The sequence below is a fragment of the Corynebacterium sp. L4757 genome, from assembly GCF_043673995.1.
Lineage (GTDB): Bacteria > Actinomycetota > Actinomycetes > Mycobacteriales > Mycobacteriaceae > Corynebacterium.
The window spans coordinates 198,021-221,815 of the sequence record NZ_JBIMEN010000006.1; the positions used below are offsets into that span (position 1 = coordinate 198,021).

Annotated in this window: 22 protein-coding genes and 1 tRNA gene; 7 read left to right on the forward strand and 16 right to left on the reverse strand. The window is 53.6% G+C overall.

Annotation, left to right across the window (positions count from 1 at the left end; translation table 11 throughout):
• Window positions 1-12 precede the first annotated feature (12 nt).
• From serB to nrdF, 3 genes are all read right to left on the reverse strand, one after another.
• Complete coding sequence (gene serB / locus ACG98I_RS09220; protein WP_394720228.1) at window positions 13-879, reverse strand: phosphoserine phosphatase SerB; 867 nt, start codon at window positions 877-879, stop codon at window positions 13-15.
• 93 nt (window positions 880-972) lie between these two features.
• The gene (gene ctaD, locus ACG98I_RS09225; protein WP_394720230.1) at window positions 973-2,667 is read right to left on the reverse strand and encodes a cytochrome c oxidase subunit I; all 1,695 of its coding nucleotides are present in this window, start codon (window positions 2,665-2,667) and stop codon (window positions 973-975) included.
• 483 nt (window positions 2,668-3,150) lie between these two features.
• Window positions 3,151-4,140 carry a class 1b ribonucleoside-diphosphate reductase subunit beta gene (gene nrdF, locus ACG98I_RS09230; protein ID WP_394720232.1) on the reverse strand — a complete coding sequence of 330 codons (990 nt, stop codon included), beginning with the start codon at window positions 4,138-4,140 and terminating at the stop codon, window positions 3,151-3,153.
• 292 nt (window positions 4,141-4,432) lie between these two features.
• Between nrdF and ACG98I_RS09235 the strand changes: the two genes are divergently transcribed.
• Window positions 4,433-5,146 (forward strand): FadR/GntR family transcriptional regulator, encoded by a 714-nt coding sequence (locus ACG98I_RS09235; protein WP_394720234.1) that lies wholly within the window; start codon window positions 4,433-4,435, stop codon window positions 5,144-5,146.
• Between the two features lie 128 nt (window positions 5,147-5,274).
• Here ACG98I_RS09235 and nrdE read toward each other — a convergent pair whose 3' ends face one another.
• The 5 genes from nrdE to ACG98I_RS09260 form a co-directional block, all read right to left on the reverse strand.
• Window positions 5,275-7,437, reverse strand: a complete 2,163-nt coding sequence (gene nrdE, locus ACG98I_RS09240; RefSeq protein WP_394720236.1) for a class 1b ribonucleoside-diphosphate reductase subunit alpha — start codon at window positions 7,435-7,437, stop codon at window positions 5,275-5,277.
• A 69-nt stretch (window positions 7,438-7,506) separates the two neighbouring features.
• A complete protein-coding gene (gene nrdI, locus ACG98I_RS09245; RefSeq protein WP_394720238.1) occupies window positions 7,507-7,941 on the reverse strand; it encodes a class Ib ribonucleoside-diphosphate reductase assembly flavoprotein NrdI in 435 nt (144 codons plus the stop codon).
• Window positions 7,942-8,088: 147 nt separating this feature from the next.
• Window positions 8,089-8,316, reverse strand: coding sequence for a glutaredoxin-like protein NrdH (gene nrdH, locus ACG98I_RS09250; protein ID WP_394720240.1), 228 nt, complete (start codon window positions 8,314-8,316; stop codon window positions 8,089-8,091).
• A 496-nt stretch (window positions 8,317-8,812) separates the two neighbouring features.
• Complete coding sequence (ykgO, locus tag ACG98I_RS09255; protein WP_003847162.1) at window positions 8,813-8,935, reverse strand: type B 50S ribosomal protein L36; 123 nt, start codon at window positions 8,933-8,935, stop codon at window positions 8,813-8,815.
• 212 nt (window positions 8,936-9,147) lie between these two features.
• Window positions 9,148-10,482: a sugar porter family MFS transporter gene (locus tag ACG98I_RS09260; RefSeq protein ID WP_394720242.1), complete on the reverse strand. Its 1,335-nt coding sequence runs from the start codon at window positions 10,480-10,482 to the stop codon at window positions 9,148-9,150.
• A gap of 109 nt (window positions 10,483-10,591) precedes the next feature.
• Between ACG98I_RS09260 and nadE the strand changes: the two genes are divergently transcribed.
• Window positions 10,592-11,404 (forward strand): ammonia-dependent NAD(+) synthetase, encoded by an 813-nt coding sequence (gene nadE / locus ACG98I_RS09265; RefSeq protein ID WP_394720244.1) that lies wholly within the window; start codon window positions 10,592-10,594, stop codon window positions 11,402-11,404.
• A 37-nt stretch (window positions 11,405-11,441) separates the two neighbouring features.
• Here the strand turns inward: nadE and ACG98I_RS09270 are convergent, their stop codons facing one another.
• Together ACG98I_RS09270 and ACG98I_RS09275 are read right to left on the reverse strand one after the other, a co-directional pair.
• Entirely contained in the window at window positions 11,442-12,182 is a 741-nt protein-coding gene (locus ACG98I_RS09270) for a fructosamine kinase family protein (RefSeq protein ID WP_394720246.1), read from the reverse strand.
• Window positions 12,183-12,200: 18 nt separating this feature from the next.
• A complete protein-coding gene (locus tag ACG98I_RS09275) occupies window positions 12,201-12,776 on the reverse strand; it encodes a dihydrofolate reductase family protein (protein ID WP_394720248.1) in 576 nt (191 codons plus the stop codon).
• Window positions 12,777-12,922: 146 nt separating this feature from the next.
• On the opposite strand from ACG98I_RS09275, the gene ACG98I_RS09280 reads away from it, so the two are divergent.
• On the forward strand, window positions 12,923-13,267 hold the full coding sequence (locus ACG98I_RS09280) for a cupin (protein WP_394720249.1): 345 nt from the start codon (window positions 12,923-12,925) through the stop codon (window positions 13,265-13,267).
• Window positions 13,268-13,342: 75 nt separating this feature from the next.
• Here the strand turns inward: ACG98I_RS09280 and ACG98I_RS09285 are convergent.
• The 4 genes from ACG98I_RS09285 to pgm form a co-directional block, all read right to left on the reverse strand.
• Window positions 13,343-13,415: transfer RNA gene (locus tag ACG98I_RS09285), tRNA-Ala, on the reverse strand.
• Between the two features lie 140 nt (window positions 13,416-13,555).
• On the reverse strand, window positions 13,556-14,284 hold the full coding sequence (locus ACG98I_RS09290; protein ID WP_394720251.1) for a DsbA family protein: 729 nt from the start codon (window positions 14,282-14,284) through the stop codon (window positions 13,556-13,558).
• Between the two features lie 130 nt (window positions 14,285-14,414).
• Complete coding sequence (locus tag ACG98I_RS09295) at window positions 14,415-14,876, reverse strand: MauE/DoxX family redox-associated membrane protein (RefSeq protein ID WP_394720252.1); 462 nt, start codon at window positions 14,874-14,876, stop codon at window positions 14,415-14,417.
• A 10-nt stretch (window positions 14,877-14,886) separates the two neighbouring features.
• Entirely contained in the window at window positions 14,887-16,515 is a 1,629-nt protein-coding gene (gene pgm / locus ACG98I_RS09300; protein WP_394720254.1) for a phosphoglucomutase (alpha-D-glucose-1,6-bisphosphate-dependent), read from the reverse strand.
• Window positions 16,516-16,625: 110 nt separating this feature from the next.
• Between pgm and ACG98I_RS09305 the strand changes: the two genes are divergently transcribed.
• Both ACG98I_RS09305 and ACG98I_RS09310 read left to right on the forward strand, forming a co-directional pair.
• Window positions 16,626-16,955 (forward strand): fluoride efflux transporter family protein, encoded by a 330-nt coding sequence (locus ACG98I_RS09305; protein WP_394720256.1) that lies wholly within the window; start codon window positions 16,626-16,628, stop codon window positions 16,953-16,955.
• Complete coding sequence (locus ACG98I_RS09310; RefSeq protein ID WP_394720257.1) at window positions 16,952-17,353, forward strand: CrcB family protein; 402 nt, start codon at window positions 16,952-16,954, stop codon at window positions 17,351-17,353. Before ACG98I_RS09305 ends, ACG98I_RS09310 begins: the two co-directional genes overlap by 4 nt.
• 106 nt (window positions 17,354-17,459) lie before the next feature.
• Here ACG98I_RS09310 and ACG98I_RS09315 read toward each other — a convergent pair whose 3' ends face one another.
• Both ACG98I_RS09315 and ACG98I_RS09320 read right to left on the reverse strand, forming a co-directional pair.
• Window positions 17,460-20,021 carry an ABC transporter permease gene (locus ACG98I_RS09315; protein ID WP_394720259.1) on the reverse strand — a complete coding sequence of 854 codons (2,562 nt, stop codon included), beginning with the start codon at window positions 20,019-20,021 and terminating at the stop codon, window positions 17,460-17,462.
• Entirely contained in the window at window positions 20,021-20,869 is an 849-nt protein-coding gene (locus tag ACG98I_RS09320; protein ID WP_394720261.1) for an ABC transporter ATP-binding protein, read from the reverse strand. The genes ACG98I_RS09315 and ACG98I_RS09320 overlap by 1 nt, the downstream gene beginning before the upstream one ends.
• Window positions 20,870-21,296: 427 nt before the next feature.
• Here ACG98I_RS09320 and istA point away from each other — a divergent pair, with 427 nt between their 5' ends.
• Both istA and ACG98I_RS09330 read left to right on the forward strand, forming a co-directional pair.
• On the forward strand, window positions 21,297-22,931 hold the full coding sequence (istA, locus tag ACG98I_RS09325) for an IS21 family transposase (RefSeq protein WP_394719292.1): 1,635 nt from the start codon (window positions 21,297-21,299) through the stop codon (window positions 22,929-22,931).
• A complete protein-coding gene (locus ACG98I_RS09330; RefSeq protein WP_394719293.1) occupies window positions 22,928-23,704 on the forward strand; it encodes an ATP-binding protein in 777 nt (258 codons plus the stop codon). Before istA ends, ACG98I_RS09330 begins: the two co-directional genes overlap by 4 nt.
• Window positions 23,705-23,795 lie beyond the last annotated feature (91 nt).

Below are 23,795 nucleotides of genomic sequence, written 5' to 3' on the forward strand. Positions count from 1 at the left end.
CAGGAGAGCTAATTACTCCGACGTTGCACCAAGGATGTGCACCAAGCCTGCCAGAGTAGGCAGGTTGATAGACACATCCGCGTGCTCGCGCAGCGCTGGCTTAGCGTTGAAGGCGATACCCAAGCCCGCGGCATTAATCATGTCAATGTCATTGGCGCCATCGCCTACAGCAACGGTCTGGGACATATCCAGGTTGGAGTCAGCGGCGAATTCACGCAGGAATTCTTCCTTGGCTGCACGGTCCACGACCTTGCCGGTTACACGGCCCGTCAGCTTGCCGTCTTCTATCTCCAGGGTATTGGCGCGAACATAATCTAAGTCCAGCTCACGCGCCAGAGGCTCCAGTACCTGAATAAACCCGCCGGATGCTACGGCTACGCGGAAGCCATTGGCCTTCAGTGTTGCCAATGCGTCCTTCACACCGGGGGTCAGCTCAATCGCATTCGACACCGATTCGATCACAGATGCGTCCAGCCCCGCCAGGGTGGCTACGCGTTCACGCAGGGACTCTTCGAAGTCGAGCTCGCCGCGCATGGCGCGATCGGTGACCTCCGCAACCTCCGCCTCCTTGCCCGCGTGAGCAGCGAGCATTTCAATTACTTCACCCGTAATCAGTGTTGAATCACAGTCCAAGCAGATTAGGCCACGGTCAGGGTGCTCAGCTTGCGCCAGTAGAGCGACATCAACGCCATTGGCCTTGGCAATATCTGCCAAAGATTCTGCGGAGCCATCACCTGAGACGAGATACTCAACGCCGGGCCAACCGGCGGTGGAAATTTCGCGCTGGGAATCAATCACAAATCCCGAAGCCTCTATTTTCTGAGAGATGCCTTCGGGAATGGTGGTGCCGTACATGATGAGCATTTGAGTAGTAGTCACATCAGTCATGATACGACAAAGCCACCTGCCGAAGATTCGGTAGGTGGCTTGATGTCAGGAGGATCAGTAGCGCTTGCGCACTATCTCAATCCTTTAGTGCTGGCCGAAGTGGGCCTCTCGACGCAGACGCTGAATCATGTGCGGGTAGTGCAGCTCGAAGGCTGGACGCTCAGAGCGGATGCGTGGCAAGGAGTTGAAGTTGTGGCGTGGAGGAGGGCAAGAGGTTGCCCACTCGAGGGAGTTGCCGTAGCCCCATGGGTCATCAACGGTAACAACCTCGCCGTAGCGCCAGGACTTGAAGACGTTCCAGACCAGTGGGATAACGGATGCGCCGAGAACGAAGGAGAAGACCGTGGAGATCTGGTTGTAGATGGTGAAACCATCAGACTCCAGGTAGTCAGCGTAACGACGTGGCATGCCCATATTGCCGACCCAGTGCTGAATCAGGAAGGTGCCGTGGAAGCCGATGAAGGTGAGCCAGAAGTGAATCTTGCCCAGGCGCTCGTCGAGCATGCGACCGGTCATCTTCGGGAACCAGAAGTACAGGCCAGCAAATGCGGAGAATACAACGGTACCGAACAGGGTGTAGTGGAAGTGAGCGATAAGGAAGTAAGACTCAGCCAAGTGGAAGTCCAGTGCTGGCGCAGCCAGCATAATGCCGGTCATACCACCGAAGAGGAAGGTGGACATGAAGCCCATTGCCCAAATCATTGGGGTTTCCCAGGTGATGTGGCCCTTCCACATAGTGCCGACCCAGTTGAAGAACTTAATACCGGTTGGCACCGCAATCAGGAATGTCATGAACGAGAAGAATGGCAGCAGAACTGCGCCGGTTACGAACATGTGGTGTGCCCACACAGCCATGGACAGTGCACCAATCGCGAGCATTGCGAAGACCAGGCCGATGTAGCCGAAGGCTGGCTTACGGGAGAACACTGGAACAACTTCGGAAATGATGCCGAAGAATGGCAGTGCCAGAACGTATACCTCTGGGTGACCGAAGAACCAGAAGAGGTGCTGCCACAGGATGGCGCCGCCGTTAGCGGAGTCGAAGATGTGGCCGCCCAGCTTGCGGTCATAGAGAACGCCCAACGCTGCAGCAAGCAGCAGTGGGAAGATCATCAGAGCCAAGATGGAGGTAACGAAGATGCCCCAGGTGAATACGGACATGCGGAACATGGTCATGCCTGGTGCACGCATGGTCAGGATGGTGGTCAGCATGTTAATTGCGGACAGCACGGTACCAATACCGGTTGCACCAACGCCGACGATCCACATGTCAGCACCAACACCTGGGGTGTGGATGCTGTCTGCCAGAGGCATGTACATGGTCCAGCCGAAGTCAGCTGCGCCGCCTGGGGTCAGGAAGCCAGACAGCATGATCAGGCCGCCGCCAGAGGTAATCCAGAAACCAAATGCGTTCAGACGAGGGAAAGCCACGTCAGGCGCGCCGATTTGGAGTGGAAGGACATAGTTTGCAAAGCCCCAAACAACTGGGGTTGCGAATAGCAGCAGCATCACGGTGCCGTGCATGGTGAACAGCTGGTTGAACTGCTCATTGGACAGGAACTGCAGACCCGGGGTGAAAAGCTCAGCGCGGATCAGCAGGGCCATCAAGCCACCGAGAAAGAAGAAGCTGAAGGACATGATGATGTACATGATGCCCAGCTGCTTGTGGTCGGTGGTGGTCAGCATCATCCAGGCCTTGGAACCGGTCTTCGCGTTACCGGTTGGCTCTGGACGAGTTGGTTGAACGTAGTCGTCCAACCGTGGCGCCACAGCGGTCATTGTTTTCCTCCTGAATATAAAGCACGTCAGTACCAAACCTGACGTACTTAAAGGTTTACTCGCTTTATATTAGGCATTCTTTCCCCTTATTGCCAGCTCATCATAATCCTTCCTCCCCCACCTGATTAGGCCTTTGTTACTAAAGTGACGGCATTGCTGCAGCAAGATTGCCGGTGTCGTAGCGGGGACAAAAACGGTTCCCGGCATTTAGGTGGGATAGACCACACTTTTGCTCCAGCTTCTAGTTCAAAACCCGCAGGTTGCCGCCATCCTTACACCCCCAGTTGATGTCAACCTTAAGAATGACGCGCACATGATGTAAATCTTGCCAACCTCTCCCCCACTAATTCTTCGGGCATTTGCGCAGATCTAAACCATGAAATAAAGGCGGCGGGACCCGCACATAAAGTGTCGGCTCCGCCGCCTTAACTCACAGAAATCAACAGGGTTCAGCCGAGGTTTCTGTGAAATATCTGGGAGGTGTTAGAAATCCCAGTCATCATCGGTAGTGTCTTCTGCCTTACCAATGACATAAGAAGAACCAGAGCCAGAGAAGAAGTCATGGTTCTCATCAGCATTTGGGCTGAGCGAGGACAAAATCGCCGGCGATACTCGGGTCTCGTCTGCTGGGAAGAGACCTTCATAGCCCAGGTTGTTAAGAGCCTTATTAGCGTTGTAGCGCAAAAAGCGCTTCACATCTTCAGTCCAACCGAGCTCATCATAGATATCCTCGGTGTACTCAATCTCGTTTTCGTACAGGTCATACATCAGATCGAAGGTGTACGCCTTGTACTCTTCCTGCTGCTCTTCCGAGAGCTTCTTCACGCCCTGCTGGTACTTATAACCAATGTAGTAGCCATGCACGGACTCATCACGAATAATCAAACGGATGATATCTGCAGTATTGGTCAGCTTCGCGCGGGAAGAAAGGTACATCGGCAAGTAGAAGCCTGAGTAAAACAGGAATGACTCCAGCAAGGTGGAGGCAACCTTCTTCTTCAAAGGATCATCTCCCTGGTAGTAGGACATGATGATCTTTGCCTTCTTTTGAAGGTTCTCATTTTCCTCAGACCAGCGGAATGCCTCATTGATCTGTGGCGTCGATGCCAGAGTCATGAAGATATTGGAATATGACTTCGCGTGCACCGACTCCATGAAGGAGATGTTGGTGTACACGGCCTCCTCGTGCAAGGTTTCTGCATCAGGCAGCAAAGAAACAGCACCAACAGTGCCCTGGATGGTGTCTAGGAGGGTCAGACCAGTAAACACACGCATGGTGGCTTCCTGTTCCTTCTCCGTCATCTTCTTCCAGCTCTGGATGTCATTAGAAACTGGAATCTTTTCTGGCAGCCAGAAATTGCCGGTCAGACGATCCCATACTTCTAAGTCTTTCTCGTCTGGGATGACATTCCAGTTAATCGCCTTAACTGGTTCCGTATGGTTGGAGACATACTCGTCATATTCGTTAGACACGAAATCAAGCCACCTGTCTTAGTCTTCAAAATCCGATTAATTCCTCACCCAGCATACCCAACTCTAGAAATCGACACAGCGTCAGGGAGACCTTGGCGTATCGGAACGTTTGACCAGTTCAAACGCCAAAAGTTTCCTCTTCAAATACTCACTTGCACACGGGCAGAAAGGTGTTGAATCCAGAGATAAGAATATGATGGAGAGCTAAAGAATATTTCATCGGCCGCAAGTGGAAAGATGTTCCATCTTGGGTCTTGGATTGAAAAACTCGAATAGTGATAAGGAGACCAACGTGACGGATCCGCGGCGTGTGCCTTTGGTTAATCCTGTGCTTGAATCAATCGGCAATGAGATTGTCACAGGCAAAATTCCTGCGGGTGAGAAATTTACACTGACCGACATTACTGACCGGTTTGATGTCTCTCGTACCGTTGCGCGCGAAACCATGCGCACTCTTGAACACATGGGGCTAGTGGAAACTTCTCCCCGCGTGGGTCTGACGGTGCTGCCTTCTTCGCGCTGGGTGAGCTTTGACCCGAATGTGATTTCCTGGCGGCTCAATAATGACAAGGCACGCCCTGCACAGCAGCGTTCGTTGAACCAATTGCGCTTTGCTGTCGAACCAATCGCCGCGTCCGTAGCTGCAGGGTCGGCCACAGAGGATGAACGACAGGAAATCTTAACGTTGGCGCACCGTCTCTTAGAGTTGGAAACCAACCCCTCCTCACGCGTGGGTGAAGCCTTGGAAGTAGACCTGAAGTTTCATACCCTGATTTTCACTGCTTCGCACAATGAAATGTTTGTTGCACTCGCGCCTTCGCTGCTGATGATTCTCAAGGGCAAGTCAATATTCGGCTCGAAAAAGCGCAACCCAGTGGGAAATACTGCCAGCCTGCACGTGGAATTGGCGGAAGCGATTAATAACCGCCAGCACGTCGAGGCCCAAGAACTGAACCGCCGCATTTTGCTCGATAGTCGTGATGAAACGAGCGAGCTTTATCAGTAGCTTCCTTGAAAGTTTCCTCGAACTTTTGGTTGGAGATCAACAAAGGCCTGCGATAGTCACCTTCTGTGGTGTTTATCGCAGGCCTTCGTCACACTCAGCTCAATTTTTGTGTTGTATTGAGCCGGGCTTTAGAGCATGCAGGATACGCAGCCCTCAATCTCGGTACCAGCCAGAGCCATCTGACGCAGACGGATGTAGTACAAGGTCTTAATGCCCTTGCGCCATGCATAGATCTGAGCCTTGTTGATGTCACGGGTGGTGGCCGTGTCCTTGAAGAACAAGGTCAATGACAGACCCTGGTCAATGTACTTGGTGGCTTCCGCATAGGTGTCAATGATCTTCTCATGACCAATCTCGTATGCATCCTGGAAGTAGTCAAGATTGTCATTGTCCATGTGTGGCGCTGGGTAGTACACACGGCCAATCTTGCCTTCCTTACGAATCTCAATCTTGGAAGCGATTGGGTGAATCGAGGAAGTGGAGTTATTGATGTAGGAAATGGAGCCCGTTGGCGGAACAGCCTGCAAGTTACGGTTGTACAGACCGTGGGTCATAACCTCATTCTTCAGATCCGCCCAGTCTTCCTCGGAAGGAGTGTGGATAGAAGAGTTAGCAAATAGTCCCTTGACTTTTTCGGTCTTTGGCTCAAAGTCCGCTGGGTTATAACGGTCAAAGAAAGCACCAGATGCATACTCAGACTGTGGGAACTCGCTAAAGGTCTCACCGCGTTCCTTCGCAATCTTGTTGGATGCGCGTAGCGCTGCGTAAAGCACTGCCGCGAAGTAAGCATTGGTGAAGTCCAAGCCTTCTTCGGAGCCATAGTAGATGTGCTCGCGGCCCAAGTAGCCGTGCAGGTTCATCTGACCCAGGCCAATCGCATGGGACTTATCATTGCCGCTGCGGATGGAAGGTACAGAATCAATAGCGGTCTTATCCGCAACTGCGGTCAAGCCACGGATTGCTGCCTCAACGGTGGCACCGAAGTCTGGGGAATCCATCGCCAAAGCGATGTTCATGGAACCCAGGTTGCAGGAAATGTCGCTGCCCATCTTCTCATAGCTCAAATCATCATTGAACGTAGATGGTGCATTGACCTGCAGAATCTCGGAGCAAAGGTTGGACATGTTGATGCGACCAGTCTTCACTGGGTTTGAATCATTGACGGTGTCCTCAAACATAATGTATGGGTAACCGGACTCAAACTGCAGCTCAGCCACGGTCTGGAAGAAGTGACGTGCGTTGATCTTCTTCTTACGGATACGTGGGTCTTCCACCATCTCGTGATAGTGCTCGGTCACGGAGATGTCACCGAATGCTTTGCCGTAGACACGCTCAACGTCATAAGGGCTAAACAGGTACATGTCCTCATCGCGCTTTGCCAGCTCGAAAGTAATGTCCGGAATAACGATGCCCAAAGACAGGGTCTTAATACGGATCTTCTCATCCGCGTTCTCGCGCTTGGTATCCAGGAAGTTCAAGATATCTGGGTGGTGTGCGCTCAAGTAAACGGCACCGGCGCCCTGACGGGCACCTAGCTGGTTGGCATAAGAGAAGGAGTCTTCCAGCAGCTTCATTACTGGGATAACACCTGAAGACTGGTTCTCAATGTGCTTAATAGGAGCGCCGGACTCACGAATATTGGACAGCAGCAAAGCGACGCCTCCACCGCGCTTGGACAGCTGCAGGGAGGAGTTGATTGCGCGACCGATGGACTCCATGTTGTCTTCAACACGCAGCAGGAAGCAGGACACGAGCTCGCCGCGCTGTGCTTTACCAGCATTGAGGAAGGTTGGGGTTGCTGGCTGGAACCGGCCTGACATGATCTCATCCACCATGCTTTCAGCGATAGCGGTGTCACCATCAGCCAAGAACAATGCGGTCATGGAAACGCGGTCTTCAAAGCGTTCCAAGTAACGGCGACCATCAAAGGTCTTCAGCGTGTAAGAGGTGTAGTACTTGTATGCGCCCAAGAAGGACTTGAAGCGGAACTTGAAGGAATAAGCGCGCTTAAACAGGGACTTCACGAACTCCCAGTCATAGGCTTCAATAACTTCTGGTTCGTAGTACTTATTCTCAACCAGGTACTCAATCTTTTCTTCCAAGTCATGGAAGTAGACCGTGTTTTGGTTAACGTGCTGCAAGAAGTATTGGTTCGCGGCCTCGCGGTCCATATCGAACTGGATCTTGCCATCTTCGTCGTAGAGGTTAAGCAGTGCATTGAGCGCGTGGAAGTCCAGCTTCTCTTCCTGCTTTACTGGCTCAGCTACGGTCTTTCCCAATTGTTGAGTCACTGTGAAGCACTCGACCTTTCATCAAAAAATTTAAGACGTAATTCCTAATAGTATTTACGGCCTTGAGTTTTAGCTTGCTTGCTGAAGCAACCCCAGCTTGCGGGCGTTTTGGAGAAGACCTTCTCGGCAGAGATGAACGTCTTCGTCATTTCCCATCAACTCGAAACGATACACGTATGGGACTTTACATTTTCCGGAAATAATATCCCCGGCCTTGCCGAAGTCTGGACCGAAGTTACTATTTCCGCCGGCGATCACAGCGCGGATGAAACTGCGGTTATGTTCGTTATTTAAGAACTTGATGACCTGTTTCGGAACAGGCTTACTATTTTCGTGATTAAGCGAAACTCCGCCACCATAAGTTGGACACACCAGCACATAAGGCTCATTAACAATTAAAGGCTCGTCCTTTAACCGAAGCGGAATCCGAACATTCGGCAGGCCGAGCTTTTGAACAAAGCGATGGGTGTTATCAGTGACAGAAGAGTAGTAGACGACCAGCACGGCCGACCCCCTCCTTGTTGAACTCTCATGCGACTAGCTTCCAGTACTTCTTCTAGCGCCTTACTGGATTGGCACTAAGCGTGCCCCACAGGGCAAAGCAGGCACGCTCGCAGAGGGATTAGGCCCTCCACATAACTGCAATATGGCTTAGGCTGCCTGGAGCTGCTTGATGCGCTCTGGGCGGAAGCCAGACCAGTGCTCGCCGTCTACTTCAACAACTGGAGCCTGAACGTAGCCGAGCGCCATGACGTAGTCACGTGCTTCATCATCCATGGAGATATCAACAGTGTTGTAGGACAGTCCCGCACGGTCAAGGGCCTTCTTAGTAGCGGTGCACTGGACGCAAGCTGGCTTGGTGTAGAGAGTGATGGACATGGTGCGAACCTAACCTTTGTTAATTTCATGTGGGCTGCGTATGCGCCCGATTTGAGCCTTTTAGAACAATTCTCGAGCGGTTATCCCTATCCGCTGAGCAACACTGACAACACTATACTTTGTGCCAATAACCCGCAACCATAACAACATGTAGTAGTTACAGTCGTGAAATTACCAGGATAGACATTCCCTCGACCCCACATGTAGGCCTCAACAATTACATCGTTGAAACTCCCCAGAACTACATCCGTGAAATTACCTGCAGGTTTACCTTTTCCGCCAAACCCTTTGTGACTAAGTTCACATTTTAGTATGGTATCCCCCAAGTTGAGTGGCCTACGCCACTTAATCGCCTTTGGCATCTTGGAAGAGGTTCCCTAGGCAAGTATCGAGACGAGCAATGACGCCTAGAATTCAAGCCCCCGAAGGCAAGACTAAAGCCACCCGAGGTAGTCACTAGGGATACCTGGGTGGCTTTAGGGTGAATCGGCGTATCTTAGCCCTGACGAGCCTTGAAACGTGGATCCTTCTTGTTGATCACGAAGACCTTACCGTGGCGGCGAATAACCTGGGCGCCCGGCTTCTTCTTCAGCGACCGAAGCGACTTGCGAACCTTCATCGGGCGCTCCTTTCGTTATGCGCATCCTGACCCATCCAACAATAGACGAGCCTTAAGATTAATTGCGGTTAATACTGTTCAAGCATGACTGAAGAGTTTGTTCAAAACCCTGGTCATGACACGAGGGAGAATATTACCCTATAGCACCGTAAAGACCAAAATGGTGAAATCAACACGTGTGCCCTAGAGCGTGCGGCGCATGCTGCACCTTCCTAGCCACGATCATAACGCGAACGCATCTCAGCACCAACCTCGTCCAAGGATTTACCCATGGTCTCTGGTACCAGGGCGCGGGTATAGCCCAAAGCAACAATGCCGAGGACACCAAATACTGCGAAGGCAACGGGGCCAGTCAACCACTCCACCAGCGGCAGGAAGTATTGGGCCACTGCCCAGTTGGTCACCCACAGGCTCAGACCGGCAATACCCATGCCCAAACCACGCACCTGCGCCGGAACGAGCTCGGAGATCAGCAGCCACGTCGCAGGAGATACAGCGGCCTGCTGGAATGCGATAAACGTTGCCATAAAGAACAGTGACAACATGGCAAAGAAGAAGGAACCATCAGCAAATGAGTACACCACGGCCAAAATGAATAGAGACACGGTATTGCCGGCCAAACCGATCATCAGCAGGCGCTTCCGTCCAATGCGATCCACTACTTTCAGCCCGACCCAACATGCCAGCACCGATACAACGCCGATAACAATGGAGGTATAGACGGAGTTGGTGGTGGAAATGCCGACCTGATTCATCATGGTTGGCGCGAAGTACACCACGGCGTTGACACCAGTAATTTGCTGCGTCAACCCCATAAGCATGGCCAGCAAGACGGTCACGCGAATCCAGCGGGTGGATTTCAGCACGGAGAATTCTGTTGCCGTACCACGGCTATTTTCAGGTGGCGCGAGCTCATCGAGCCCCATACCAAGCTGACCAGCTACCCGGCGCGCTGCATCCACGTGCCCCTTGGAGACCAGCCAGACCGGGGAATCGGGGACAAAAAGCATGCCGACAAAAAGCATTGCGCCTGGTACTGCGGCCAGCCCCAGCATCCATTGCCAACTCCCGGTTGGCGCCAGCGCGGAGTTGACCAAATAAGCCAGCAGTTGACCGACCACAATCATCAAAGTGTTCAAAGACACCATGCGTCCGCGGATAGCTGGTGGGACCATCTCAGCGATGTACATCGGGGAGACAATGGAGACACCACCAACAGCCACGCCCAGGAAGGTCCGGGCAGCGCCGAGCATGAAAATAGAATCAGCCAGCGCACACCAGATGGAGCCCAAGACGAAGACCGCGCCACCAATCAGCAGGGTCGTGCGCCGTCCTAGTGCATCGGCTGCCCGGCCAGCAATGAGCGCACCTACAGCTGCACCGACCAAGAGCATGGAGGTTACCCAACCTTCTTGGTGGGCGGTCATGTCGAATTCTGGGCTAATAAATAACAAAGCACCGGACATAACGCCGGTGTCATAGCCGAAGAGGAGGCCGCCTAATGCCGCGATTGCTGCGACTAGCTTTACATATCTGTCATTACTCACAAGAAACTATTTAAGCACCGAGCTACTTTCCATGCCCAGAGTCGCGCACCTTCTTGATCCATCAAGATGACCAGTAATACTGCCTGGCAACAAAGGTTAGAATGGCCACATGGACAACCTGCAGCAGCACATTATTGACGCCCTCGGCACCAAGCCCAGCATTAATCCGGGTGAGGAAGTCGAGCACCGCGTCGGATTCTTGGTCGACTACTTGAAAAACACTGGCGCTGCGGGTTTCGTGCTGGGAATTTCCGGAGGGCAGGATTCTACGCTGGCGGGCAAGCTCGCACAGTTAGCCACCGACAAAGTTGAGGGTGCGCAGTTTTATGCCATTCGCTTGCCGCATGGTGTGCAGTCAGATGAAGAAGACGCGCAGGTAGCACTGGGCTTCATCGAGCCAGATCACTCTTTAGTTATCAATATCGCTGATGCCACCAAAGCCATGGATGACCAGGTGGCGCAAAGCCTTGGCGGGCAGGATTTGGGTGATTTTAACCGCGGCAATGTCAAGGCTCGCCTGCGCATGATTGCGCAATATGCCGTGGCAAGTGAGAGGAATTTGCTGGTACTTGGCACCGACCACGCGGCGGAGAATGTCACGGGATTTTTCACCAAGTGGGGCGATGGCGCAGCCGACCTTCTGCCTTTGGAGGGGCTTAATAAGCGCCAGGGCGCGCAGATGCTCGAGTATCTCGGCGCACCAGAATCAACATGGGCCAAGGTGCCTACCGCCGACTTGGAAGATAATAAGCCGGGCTTGCCAGATGAGCAGGCGCTCGGCGTCACCTATGCCCACATCGATGATTATCTGGAGGGCAAGCAGGTGCCTGCCGATTCCGCCGCCACCATCGAATCCTTATGGCGCCGCGGCGCGCACAAGCGCCACATGCCGCAAGGCCCAATTACTTATGGTGAAGAATAGGTTTGCCCTCATTAACCGTGCTTACGCGTATGGACGTTCAGCTAAAACGCGTAAGCACCTGGTGGGCTGCATCCCCGAGTGCACGGTGATAAGCCAGGCCATGGGTCATCGCATGCACTGCTAAAGGATGAAGCTGATGCAGTGCAAAGTCCACATCGGGATTGCCATATCCGGCCAACATATCCACCAGATGTGGTGTGCCAAAGAGCTCCAGCATGGCTAGGTCAGTATGCGGGTGCCCGCCATGTGCGGCCGGGTCAATCATGACCACACCATCAGGGCCGAAGAGCACATTGCCTGCCCACAGGTCGCCGTGAATGCGTGCAGGTTTTACGTTAAATTCCGGGGCATCGGCATGCTTAACGATGTTCTCACACGCCTTCTCCACTGCCTCTAAAATATCTGGGCGTAGATTTGCCTGACGCGCGAAAGGCAACACCCGCTGCTCGGTATAGAATTCTACCCAGCTTTCTTGTGGAATACACGACTGTTCAATGCGGCCAATGTAGTTCTTACCATTCCAGCCTTCTGGTGGTGCACCAAAAGCGTCAGCGCCGGCTTCGTGAATGCCCCGCAGAACGCGCCCAAATTCAAACGCCGATTCTTGGTCCGGGAGTACTGTTTCCACCCGCTTTTCCATCAGCTGGTTTCCATTGACCCCAACTACTTCCACCACGTGCGCAGCTGCTTCCTCGGTGGCATTGGCCAACCACTTCAGCCCGGCTGCCTCAGCACCGGCCTGGTCAGCAACGGTGGTCGTCTTGGTAAACGTTGACATAGCCCTCCCCTTTTCTTGCTACTTCTTGAACCGGTACACCATCTTCATGATGCCATTTGAATAGCTTTCAGAGTCTTCAAGCTCAAGGTGCTGCGCGGAGAGCTTAGCGTCAGAGAATAGCTTCTTGCCTTCCCCAAGCAGCACAGGAAACACCAGCAGGTGCAGCTTATCGATAAGCCCTGCTTCCTGCAGTGACTTCACCACCGTGGCACTGCCGTGCACGAGAATCGGCCCGTCAAAAGTGCCATGCTCCCCCGTTTTCAACGCCCACACTTCATCAATCCCCGACAAGATCTGTGCGGGCCAGCGCTCATCATCGGAATCCAACGTGGTGGATAAAACAAAGCGCGGCATGGCGTTATATCCGGCGAACTCTTCCATCGCAGGCCACACCGGAGCGAATGCTTCATAGCTCACCCGGCCTAATAAGAGCGCGCCAGCTTCTTGCTGTTCCGTGCCTTTCATCTCATAGGCAGCTGGGGCGAACTCAATTCCTTGAAACGTCCATCCGGCATTGCGGTAGCCATCTTCACCACCAGGGGCCTCCATGACGCCGTCGAGACTGATCATTTCCGTCACGATCAATTCATTCATGTCGCCCACACTACGCAAGACAGACCCCCACGATAAGCAGTCCGAGGAACTACTCAAGATCTATAGCCAACATCTGCCACGCGGTCTAAGCTCGGCTATAGAGCGTGTTTCCTTGTTCACCCTTCCACAGAAAGAGAGTGCAGGCCATGTCAGATGCCTTGAATAGCGTAAATCTAGATTCATTGATTGATGAGCTGATGGAAAAGGCCGCATCAGTGTCCAGCGGCCGCGCTACCCACCCATTTCGTGCGGTACCTGGCGGCTCCCTCACACAAGTGCTGCTCATCCTGAAGGAAGGCAAAGAACTTTCGGAACATGAGAATCCTGGACAGGCCCTACTCCATGTTCTGCGCGGACGGGTGAAGCTGACCGCCGCGGAAGATTCCCTCGAACTAGGAGCAAACGACCACGCAGTAGTCCCCCAGCAGCGCCATGGTCTCACCGCGCTCGAGGATAGCGCTGTTCTCTTGACTGTCGTGCATTCTCATTAAGCCATCACGGAACTTTATCCCAACAGTTCCACGCAAAAATTAAAACCCTCTGACCAGTGGAAAGAGGGTTATTTGTGGAGCTAACGGGATTCGAACCCGTGACCCCCACACTGCCAGTGTGGTGCGCTACCAGCTGCGCCATAGCCCCAAACACATGAAAACATGTGTTCATAGTGCCCGAAAGCACTTGTTATAAGATACACCGCCAGCGATTGGTTAACCAAATCGCTGGCGGTGTTATCGGGTGAGGTCACTACACCTGAAGTCTATAGAGGATTAGCTCTGGTTCTAGGCGTTTTCGATGGAGTATGCAACCCAGTTGTTGAGCTCTTCATCCGGGATGTCCTCGCCATCAATGACAACGCGTGGGGAGGAAACAGAGCCGGTCTGGCTTTCCAGCAGCTCATAGTTGGCGGTAGCAATTTCCTGGCCGGTGGACAGCTCAGAGTTGCGTACCTCATCTACAACCTCAGAATCAGCGCCAGCTTCAGCAGCCAGATCTGCAACGTCATCAGCGGACCAGTTGTTGTAGACGCGCTGCTGGTCTTGCATCAAGACCTTGTGTACGTTCCACCATGCCTTGGCGTCGCCTGCCTCAGCCAATGGGGTAACTGCAGCAACGGTCATTGTGGAGTGGCCCTCATTGGTTGAAGGATCGTTGCCATCAAGGAAGTTCAGCTGACGAATGTTGACGATCAAGTCGCCCGCTTCAACAGCGTTCTTCATATCATCGGAGGTCTCAATGGACAGGTCCGAGCAGTGAGGGCAAGAGAAGTCCTCGTACAGGTCAACCTGTGGAGTATCCGCAGTAGCGCTATCGGATGACATCACAACCGCATCATCTTCAAATGCAACGTTGAAGTTCACGTCTTCGATCTCAGCTGCACGGCCACGCTGACCATTGATAACGATGTAGCCGATGACAATAGCAACGATGACGAGCAAGGCAACGATGCCCCACAGGAAACCGGCACCGCCCTTCTTATTCGGGTCTGAAACCTTGGCGGTCTTAGCCATAAGTTCGCTCCAACTTTCTTCACTAATACGTAATAGGTTTTCGCACCTAGATGCTACTTTATATTGATCAAACAAACACTATGGGGTGCAGCACTTCCCGCCTGGTATTCGCCCCATAGTGAGTCATCTCTTAAGGGTAGATGGCGAATTTCTTAAATGGGCGGAAGATTGTCCACGCTGACAACGCAATGTAGAAAACATCTCGCAGGATAGTCTTCAGATAGTTCATTGGACCGTCGGTCGCATTTGGATCTGCTTCGAAGCAACCACAGTCAATTTCGAGCCCGCGGATCCAGGCCTGCGAAATACCGATGACGAACAAGGTCAGCACGATGATTGCCACCGTGTTGGATTTCTTCAAAAACAGGCCGAGAAGCAGCAGCACACCACCCATGATTTCCAAAGGCCCGATGAGGTGTGCAAGGAAATTCGACCATTCGCCGGTGAAAATATCATAGTTTCGGATGGTCATCGCGACTGTGGCGTGCTGGTCCAGCTTCGAAATACCTGCTGAAATCCAGATATATGCCATGTAAAAGCGCGCAAACGCGCTGACACAGTCAAGAATGAACGCCTTGTTAAGAAATTTCACCCTTAATACCCTAGTCGGTTGATGCGTCCCCTAAAACCCCGGACACTAGACTCTGGGCTTCTTGTTGCACTTCTCTCAGGTGTTTTTCATCAACAAAGGATTCTGCGTAGATCTTGTACTTATCCTCTGTTCCGGAGGGGCGTGCCGCGAACCACGCATTCTCGGTGGTGACCTTCAACCCACCAATCGCAGCACCATTGCCAGAAGCCTCGGTCAGCTTCGCCGTGATCTCCTCGCCAGCTAGCGTCGTTGCGCTCACTTGCTCTGGGGACAGTGCTTTCAGCACGGCCTTCTGCTCGCGGTTGGCTAGAGCATCAGTTCGCGCGTAGACCGGCGCACCGAATTGCTCAGCCAATTCCGCATAACGCTGCGATGGACTCTTCCCCGTCACGGCAATGATCTCTGCTGCCAACAGGTTCAGGATGATGCCGTCTTTATCCGTGGTCCACACGCTGCCATCAAAGCGTAGGAAGGACGCACCGGCGGATTCTTCACCGCCAAAGCCGATGCTGCCATCGAGCAGACCATCCACAAACCACTTAAAACCAACGGGTACTTCAACAAGTGTCTTGCCCAACTGCTCGACCACGCGGTCAATCATGGATGATGACACCAAAGTCTTACCCACACCAGCATCACCCCACTGCGGACGATGGCTAAAGAGATAGTCAATAGCCACTGCCAAGTAGTGGTTCGGGTTCATCAATCCCGCATCCGGAGTCACAATGCCATGACGATCCGAGTCAGCATCATTACCCGTTGCCAGATCAAACTTTTCGCGGTTCTCAATCAACGAGGCCATCGCATGCGGTGAAGAACAATCCATGCGGATTTTTCCATCAGTATCCAACGTCATGAAGCGGAAAGTGGCGTCAACGTCCTCGTTGACCACGGTCATGTTCAGCCCGTAGCGCTTGGCAATCGCTCCCCAGTAGTCCACCGAGGCCCCGCCCATCGGATCCGCACCAATCGCAATCTTCGACTTCGCGATGGCTTCCATATCAATCACATTGGCCAAATCCTCCACGTAATTGCCCATGAAATCCCACTTGACCAAGCGCTCATCCAGTACGCCATCCACACTGAGGCGCTGCACGCCTTCGAGTTCCTTTCCCAAGTACTCATTTGCGCGCTGCGCGATCCAGTCAGTAGCTTCAGAATCTGCTGGGCCACCGGTTGGCGGGTTATATTTGAATCCCCCATCACGCGGAGGGTTATGCGAAGGCGTGATCACGACGCCATCGGTGCCCGGGTTGGTCAAAATAGCGTGCGAGACCGCAGGGGTCGGTGTAAACCGTCCCGCGCCATCCACGCGGACCTCAATGTCATTTGCCAGAAGAACTTCCAATGCAGAAACCATGGCCGGCTCCGACAGCGCATGTGTATCGCGTCCAACAAAGATCGCGCCAGTGGTGCCTTGGGTAGCACGGTAATCCACGATAGCCTGCGTGATCGCCAGAATATGGTCCTCATTGAACGCCTTATCCAAGGAGCTACCGCGGTGACCGGAGGTGCCAAAGGACACTGCCTCATCGGGGTTAGAAACCTCCGGCTTCAGCGTGTAATACGCGGTGACCAGGTTCGCAATATCAATCAAATCACTGGGTTGGGCCAGCTGCCCGGCACGCTCATGCGCCATGTTGGTTTCTCCTTGGTGAAAGCGATGTTTCTTCTAGTATCCCCCGTAGTGCACTTCTTTGCAGTGCATCTTTACACGACTCCCCTGACTGCGGACGTATGATTTAGGCCATGCGGGAACATTTATTAGTCGGCGCCGGGGCCGTCGTGGGCGCATTCGCCAGATGGGGACTGACGCTCGCGCTAAGCGCGTTCGCGCCGGTCTGGCCTTTGTTAGCCATCAATTTCATCGGCGCTGCGCTGATGGGCTATTTTCAGCCTGGTCCGTTTTGGGGCAAAGGCGTACTAGGTGGTTTCACAAGTTTCTCTGCTTTCGCCACTGCTACTGTCGCGATGACTGCACAAGGAGCCATCGCATACGTAGTCCTCACCGTTGCCGGGTGTATTGCTTGCTACATGGCCGGTGAACTCCTTCAGCAGCGCGAGGTACGTGCAGCATGACTGACACAATTATACTCATCACTGGTTTTGCTGCCGCCGCGTTTCTAGGCGGCATGCTGCGCTCTATGCTTTCGCAGTGGCTTCCTCGCTACGTTGGCACCTTCGTGGCCAATATGTTCGCCTCGCTCGCCGCCGGGCTGGCAATCGGGTTTGCCACGCTTGTTGAATCTGACTCACTCTCCACCATGCTCCCGGCCATTGTCGCTACTGGCTTCGCTGGAGCTTTGTCCACGTGGTCCACCCTTGCATCCGAGCTTTCTGGGCTCATCAAATCCAAGCGTTATAAGCGGCTGATTCGATATCTCTTTTTCACCCTCGCCGTTGGTTTAATTGTTGCCCACCGCGGCACTATTTGGGCCGGGCGTATCTACAACGGTTGGGGAATCACTCCCAGCTAGACACCTGCCGTGAAGCGTGCGCATGAAATACAAAAGGTCACTGTGAGGAATCAATCCTGACAGTGACCTTTGACTACTGTTTAGTGCGGAGCTTTCGCGCTAATCACTAATCAGCGATGGCTTCGAGCGGCGGGGTTTTCGCTGCGCGGGCTGATGGCCAGATGGCTGCAATCACGCCAACAACTGCGGAGGAGACCAGCATGATGGCCAGCTGACCCCACGGAACAACCGCACCTTCAAGGCCGGTACCGGAAAGCACTTCAATAAATGCCCAGCCCAGGCCGAGACCAATCAACATACCCATGACTGCACCGAAGACAGCGATCTGAACTGCCTCGAGCGTAATCATGGTGCGGACCTGGCGGCGCTGTGTACCTACAGCGCGCAGCATGCCAATTTCTTGGCGGCGCTCAATGACACCCAGGGTCAAGGTGTTGACAATGCCCAGGATGGCGATGATGACCGCCAGAGCCAAGAGCGCGTAGAGAATCGACAGCATCTGCGTAATCATGGCGGTTGCCTCACCACCATATTCTTCAGAGGTCATCACTTGGACAACGATGAGTTCCTTCAGGGACTCCTCCAGATTCGTGCGCAGCTCTTCTTGGTCGATGCCTTCTTCACCGTTAACGCCCACGTACAGCAGGTAACCGGTGTTATCAGGAACGAAATCCTCAAAGATGGACTTCGATACCGCAAAGCCTTCCAGCATTGGGTTTTGCTTATAGGTACCAATCAGCTCAACCTCACGGGTCTCCCCTGGCGCTACTGGGGAGGTAAGTTCATAGGACTCACCGACTTCCCAACCGTTTTCTTCAGCGATGGTGTCAACCGCAATGAATCCCGGATTCTCCTCCAGGTTCATGGAACCTTCAACGACCTCGAATGTCACCAGTTCTTCAGGGTTACCAATTACGTAATTACTGAATTCAAACTGGGGACCATAGTTCATGGCAGACTGGCCATCGATAAGCACTGGCGCCATACCAGCGGTGGTGGTTGTTGCCACGCCCTCTGCTTCCTGCGCCACCTCAGCGGTATTACCGGGGGTTGGGAAAGAGCCATCCGTCGGTCCGCTTAAAATGTAATCGGCGGAGACGTTATCTTCCATCAAATCTTCAATGGAGTTATTCATCGTCGCGCCCAGCATGCCAATCGCAGTCACCAGCGCAAGACCCAAGGTCAGTGCAAATGCCGTCGCCGAGGTACGGCGCGGGTTACGCTTCGAGTTGGTCGCCGCAAGAGAACCCACCGCACCAAATGGTGCGCCAATAAGTCGTCCGAACGCTGGGACGATCGGCAAGCTCAGTGCAGGACCGGCAAGGAAGAATCCGACGACCACCAGTAATGCGCCCACGCCAACCAAGGAGGCGCGGCTGCCGGTGGATCCATCGGTCCATACCGCACCCCAGATAGCGAATGCTGCACCTACTAGCAGCATCAGAGTACCGATAATGGTGCGAACCTTAAGCGAAGAACCTGCAGCGGACTCGGTCGTGCGCATCGCTTCAACCGGTTCTACGGAACCAGCGCGACGTGCTGGCGCCCAAGCGGAAATGACGGTAACAATGGTGCCCAAAATCATTGGCACCAGCACCGCGCTTGGAGTCAGGCCAAGACCTGAGCCCATCGGCATCTCATTGGCATTGAGTACTAGCTTGATGATGGCAACCAGACCCATGCCTGCCAGCACACCGACCGCAGAACCAATTACACCAACGATGAAGGACTCCGTAACCACTGAATTAGTGATTTGGCGCCGCGATGCGCCCAATGCGCGTAACAGCGCGAATTCCTTGGTGCGCTGCGCGACAATCATCGAGAACGTATTCGCGATAATAAACGTGCCCACCAGCAGCGCGATGAGACCGAAAGCAACGAGGAAGTAGTTGATGAACTGCATGCCCTGCGCGATTGCCTCGGTCATCTCTTCCGCTAGCTTCTCACCAGATTCGGCTGAGACGTCATACTCATTATTGAGATGCTCAACCAGTGCATCTGGCTCAGAATCACCAGCACCAGAGACGGCTAAGGAGGTAACTACGCCATTGGTAACAAAGCGCTCCAAGTAGCCGGCTTCATCCATCATCAACGTGATCGAGGACCCGGAGCTTACCGGCGGATCGTAGATGCCTGAGACCTCAACATTGATGTGCTCATCTGGGGTCACCAGAATCAACGTGTCCCCCACAGCGATGCCATATTCATCGACAGCACCCTGGTTGATGACTACCTCATCCGTGCCTTCCGGGGCGTTTCCCTCAGACATGGTGTAGGACTCACCGACATACTCGTCTTCCGGATAGAAAGGCACCAATGATGAGGAACCGCCACCGGTTTGGAAAGCCTCAGAGTCCTCATTAGCCGCGACCACGGTCTGGCTGCCACGAACATTGACTGAGCCGACCTCTGGATCAGCGGCGATGGCTTGACGGGTCTCCTCAGAAATTCCGTCTTGGCCGTCAGCTGGGCTCACTGCCGCATCCACCCCATCAAAAGATGAGGAAATAGCTGAGTCGAAGGTATCCGACAACGTCTTGGTGAACATGAAAGAACCTGCAATGAATGAGGTACCCAGAACCACCGCGAGAATCGTCAGCGCGAGCCTTAGTTTGTGCGCGAGAATATTACGCAGGGACACCCTGCGCATAGTTGATCCACTAGCCATTAGCTCTCAATCTCCGCCATCACCTGGTGGATGGCTTCTACAGATGGGTCTTGCAGTTCATTAATGAATTTGCCGTCGGACAAGAACACGACGCGGTCGGCATAAGCAGCCGCCTTCGGATCGTGAGTAACGATGACCACGGTCTGATCATCCTTGTCCACCGCGGTACGCAGAATATCCAGCACCTCTGCGGAGGAGTTCGAATCCAGGTTGCCGGTTGGCTCATCGCCGAAGATGATTTCAGGACGTGACACGAGAGCACGGGCACAAGCAACACGCTGCTGCTGACCACCGGAGAGCTCTGCCGGACGGTGCTGAAGGCGCTTAGCTAGACCCAGGCGGGTGGTAATCTCCTCAAACCACTCGCGATCTACCTTCTTGCCCGCGATATCAGTTGGCAGAGTGATATTTTCTTCCGCCGTCAAAGTTGGAACCAGATTGAAAGACTGGAAAATAAAGCCGAGGCGGTCACGGCGAATCGCAGTGGTCTGCTTGTCATTAAGAGAAGACAGATCAGTGTCGCCGATAAAGACGCCGCCGGAGGAAGCACGGTCAAGGCCCGCCATCGTATGCATCAGAGTCGACTTACCAGAACCCGATGGCCCCATGATCGCAGTGAACTTATTGCGTTCAAACTCGATGTTGATGTGGTCAATCGCTACAACGGCGGTTTCGCCCTCACCATATTGCTTGTGCAAATTAATCGCACGCGCCGCTGCCTTATCACCCAACGATTCCTTGGTCGCTGCCGATGACTCACCTACGCCGGCGTTTTCTTCACTGCCAGATTCCGGGACGGAATCATTATCCGCCCCATTGCCAGGGGTAGAAGTGTTCTGGTTGCTCATATACTCCGGTACTTTCCTCACACTCACGCATTCCTTAAGCAGGAACCGGGAGATATTGTCTTAAAACAATTACCTCTGACAATCTACCGGACGGCCGTGAAGACGGGAATACGGGATCTCCCCGATTTCTGCCGGTTATGCAGCGAGAGAAAGGTCTAGTAGAAAATTCGAGGACGGCCACCAGCCAGGCAGGGACAACTGAGCGCTGATTGCCTCGAAAAGAAGGCAAAATACTAATGACCTGACATAAGAACAATGCCATGTTTAGAGATCAAAGTCATATGGAATGGCTTGTTGCGCGGGGGTATCTAGTAACACCGTGGTGACTATCGGATAACGCAATGGTGAGTATCGAGTAACGCTTTGGGAGAAGATTCTTCTGACCGCGTGACAACAGGGCACGCGGCATCATCAGAGGAGTCCGATCGTGACTGATTACCGGGCCGTGATGGACCTAGTCTTACAAGGCTGGTCCGTCCGCCAAATCTGCTCGACTGTGCGATGCTCACACACCACAGTCCAAAAAGCCCGCCACACAATAGCGGCACACCAGATCACAACCTGCGAACAACTCGCCGGTATTACCGACGAAGAAATGGCCACATGGTTTGTTGATGGCCGAAGTGCTGCCCAAGGCGACTTCGTACCCATCGACTTCGACGCAGTGACCAAAGCACGCACCGGCCGCAACAAAGTCACCCTCCAAGTCCTGTGGGGCCGCTACACCACCCAACCAGCCCACCCATCCCAGCGTTACTACAGCTACGAGCGCTTCCGCCAGCTTGTTGCTGAACACGTCGATGTCACAGGACTTACAGCACGCATTACCCATGCCCCGGGACACACCATGCAAGTCGACTGGGCCGGCACCGCAATGCGCCTGTTCGACCCAACCCATGCCCGAGGTGCAAAAGTCAGCATTTTCGTAGCATCACTACCGTATTCCGGCATGTTATTTGCCTGTGCTTGCCCGAACCAGCGACAACAAGCGTGGCTGTGGGCACATATCCAAGCATTTGAATACTTCAGCGGGGTTGCTGAAGTCATCGTGCCTGATAATGCTTCGACAGCATCACACGCAATTAGTGCTGCTGACCGCAACCGGCAGGTCAATTCCACCTACGAGGAATTCCTTGAGCACTACAACACTGCCGCGCTGCCTGCTCGTGCTCGGCGTCCAAAGGACAAGGCGAATGTAGAAGCAGCAGTCAAGATCATCACCCAAAAAGTCATCCACACCCTCCACGGGCATCAATGCGTTGGGCTCGATGAACTCAATGCACGCATCCGCAGCCTGGTTGACGGCATCAATGACGCGGTACCGTTTCGCGGTAACAACACCAGCAGAAGGATGCTCTTTGACGAGTTTGAACACGATGTACTCGGCGAACTTCCCACAACACCGTGGCAGCATACCGAATGGAAACGTGCGAAAGTCGCCCCCAACTTCCACATCACCGTCAACACTGCACGTTATTCGGTGCCTTACCAGCTTGTCGGCCGGACTGTCGATGTACGTATCACTGGCAATGAAGTAACCGTCTTTGATGCCGGGCAGCGTGTTGCAACCCACCGGCTTGCCCAAGCCCGTGGGATCTATGTCACCGATGTGGATCATATTCCTGCCAACATGGCTGATACCACAGGATTGTGGACCAGTGAGTACTTCTACCGTGAAGCAGCCAAGATCGGTCCAGCAACCCGGACAGTCATCGAAGAACTCATCAGCGCAAAGGCAATCCCTGTCCAGGCATTTCAGTCGTGCCGAAACGTACTGAATATGGGCAAACACGCCAACAAAGTGATTCTGGAACAAGCCTGTGCACGCCTGATCGCACCTGATGGCACCAGGAGGGCTGTGTCGTATACCGCGGTGAAAAACATGATGGCCGCGGTACGCAAAGACCAATCAACCCGCCCGACAGGCCATGATCTGCCAGCTGCAACACCGCCTGAAACACCACCGGTGGAACACGCACGCGATACCCGCGGTGCATATCTGGGTGGGTCTGCCCAGTTCAGTATGGAAAACCTCACGAAGAAAGGACCTTCGCAGTCATGACACAGCCACAACCAGCGTCAGCATCAGCGCGCTTTCTTGATGAATCGATCCTGCCTGTCTTTACCGATCTCCGGATGACGGCTTTTGGCCGAACCGTGATTGATATTGCAGCAGATCCCATCTTCGACTCATGGAGTTTTTCTGACAAGGTGCTCTACGCACTCGATAAAGAAGTTGCGGCCAAGCGTGAACGACGAGTCAACAAATTACTCAAAGCATCCCGATCGCCAAATCTCGATGCGTGTATCGAAGACATCACCTACACACCCGGCCGCAACCTCAACAAAGAGCAAATCACCAGACTCGCTCACTGCCAATGGTGTCAAAAAGCGCAAAGCATTGTCATCCTCGGCAAATCATCCGTCGGCAAAACCTACCTGGCCCAAGCACTACTTACCGCTGCGTGCAGAAACGACTACTCTGCTCGTTTCTTCCGCACAGACACCCTGGCTAACCAGCTGATGGTGCTGCGCCATGATGACGCAGCACGCATGGAGTTTCTTCAAGATCTCCACCTGGCGGATGTACTCGTGCTTGATGACTTCTTAACAACGCCGATTGATGCTGCCACAGCACACCAGCTGCTCAACATTCTTGCTGAGCGTGAACACCGGGGATCAACCATTGTCACCTCCCAGTTCACGCCCGATGAGTGGTACAAGTCCATCCCGGATGCTGTCATCGCCGAGTCGATACTGAATCGGCTTGTCGTTGGCGCTGAGATCATCACGCTGGAAGGTCCGAACATGCGCCTCGAAGCCAATACGCAGTAGCGGCGCATAGTCAACGCCCGGGTGTTACTCGATACTCACCCGGGCGTTACTGGATACTCACCACGGTGTTACTAAATCCGTGGTCCTAACA

What these genes read in the sequence shown, in the direction of transcription:
- ctaD (WP_394720230.1), bottom strand. Translation starts at nt 2,667, where the DNA reads ATGACCGCTGTGGCGCCACGGTTGGACGACTACGTTCAACCAACTCGT.
- nrdH (WP_394720240.1), bottom strand. Translation starts at nt 8,316, where the DNA reads ATGTCCATCACTCTCTACACCAAGCCAGCTTGCGTCCAGTGCACCGCT.
- ykgO (WP_003847162.1), bottom strand. Translation starts at nt 8,935, where the DNA reads ATGAAGGTTCGCAAGTCGCTTCGGTCGCTGAAGAAGAAGCCGGGCGCC.
- nadE (WP_394720244.1), top strand. Translation starts at nt 10,592, where the DNA reads ATGGACAACCTGCAGCAGCACATTATTGACGCCCTCGGCACCAAGCCC.
- ACG98I_RS09270 (WP_394720246.1), bottom strand. Translation starts at nt 12,182, where the DNA reads ATGTCAACGTTTACCAAGACGACCACCGTTGCTGACCAGGCCGGTGCT.
- ACG98I_RS09275 (WP_394720248.1), bottom strand. Translation starts at nt 12,776, where the DNA reads ATGAATGAATTGATCGTGACGGAAATGATCAGTCTCGACGGCGTCATG.
- ACG98I_RS09280 (WP_394720249.1), top strand. Translation starts at nt 12,923, where the DNA reads ATGTCAGATGCCTTGAATAGCGTAAATCTAGATTCATTGATTGATGAG.
- ACG98I_RS09290 (WP_394720251.1), bottom strand. Translation starts at nt 14,284, where the DNA reads ATGGCTAAGACCGCCAAGGTTTCAGACCCGAATAAGAAGGGCGGTGCC.
- pgm (WP_394720254.1), bottom strand. Translation starts at nt 16,515, where the DNA reads ATGGCGCATGAGCGTGCCGGGCAGCTGGCCCAACCCAGTGATTTGATT.
- ACG98I_RS09305 (WP_394720256.1), top strand. Translation starts at nt 16,626, where the DNA reads ATGCGGGAACATTTATTAGTCGGCGCCGGGGCCGTCGTGGGCGCATTC.
- ACG98I_RS09310 (WP_394720257.1), top strand. Translation starts at nt 16,952, where the DNA reads ATGACTGACACAATTATACTCATCACTGGTTTTGCTGCCGCCGCGTTT.
- ACG98I_RS09315 (WP_394720259.1), bottom strand. Translation starts at nt 20,021, where the DNA reads ATGGCTAGTGGATCAACTATGCGCAGGGTGTCCCTGCGTAATATTCTC.
- ACG98I_RS09320 (WP_394720261.1), bottom strand. Translation starts at nt 20,869, where the DNA reads ATGAGCAACCAGAACACTTCTACCCCTGGCAATGGGGCGGATAATGAT.
- ACG98I_RS09330 (WP_394719293.1), top strand. Translation starts at nt 22,928, where the DNA reads ATGACACAGCCACAACCAGCGTCAGCATCAGCGCGCTTTCTTGATGAA.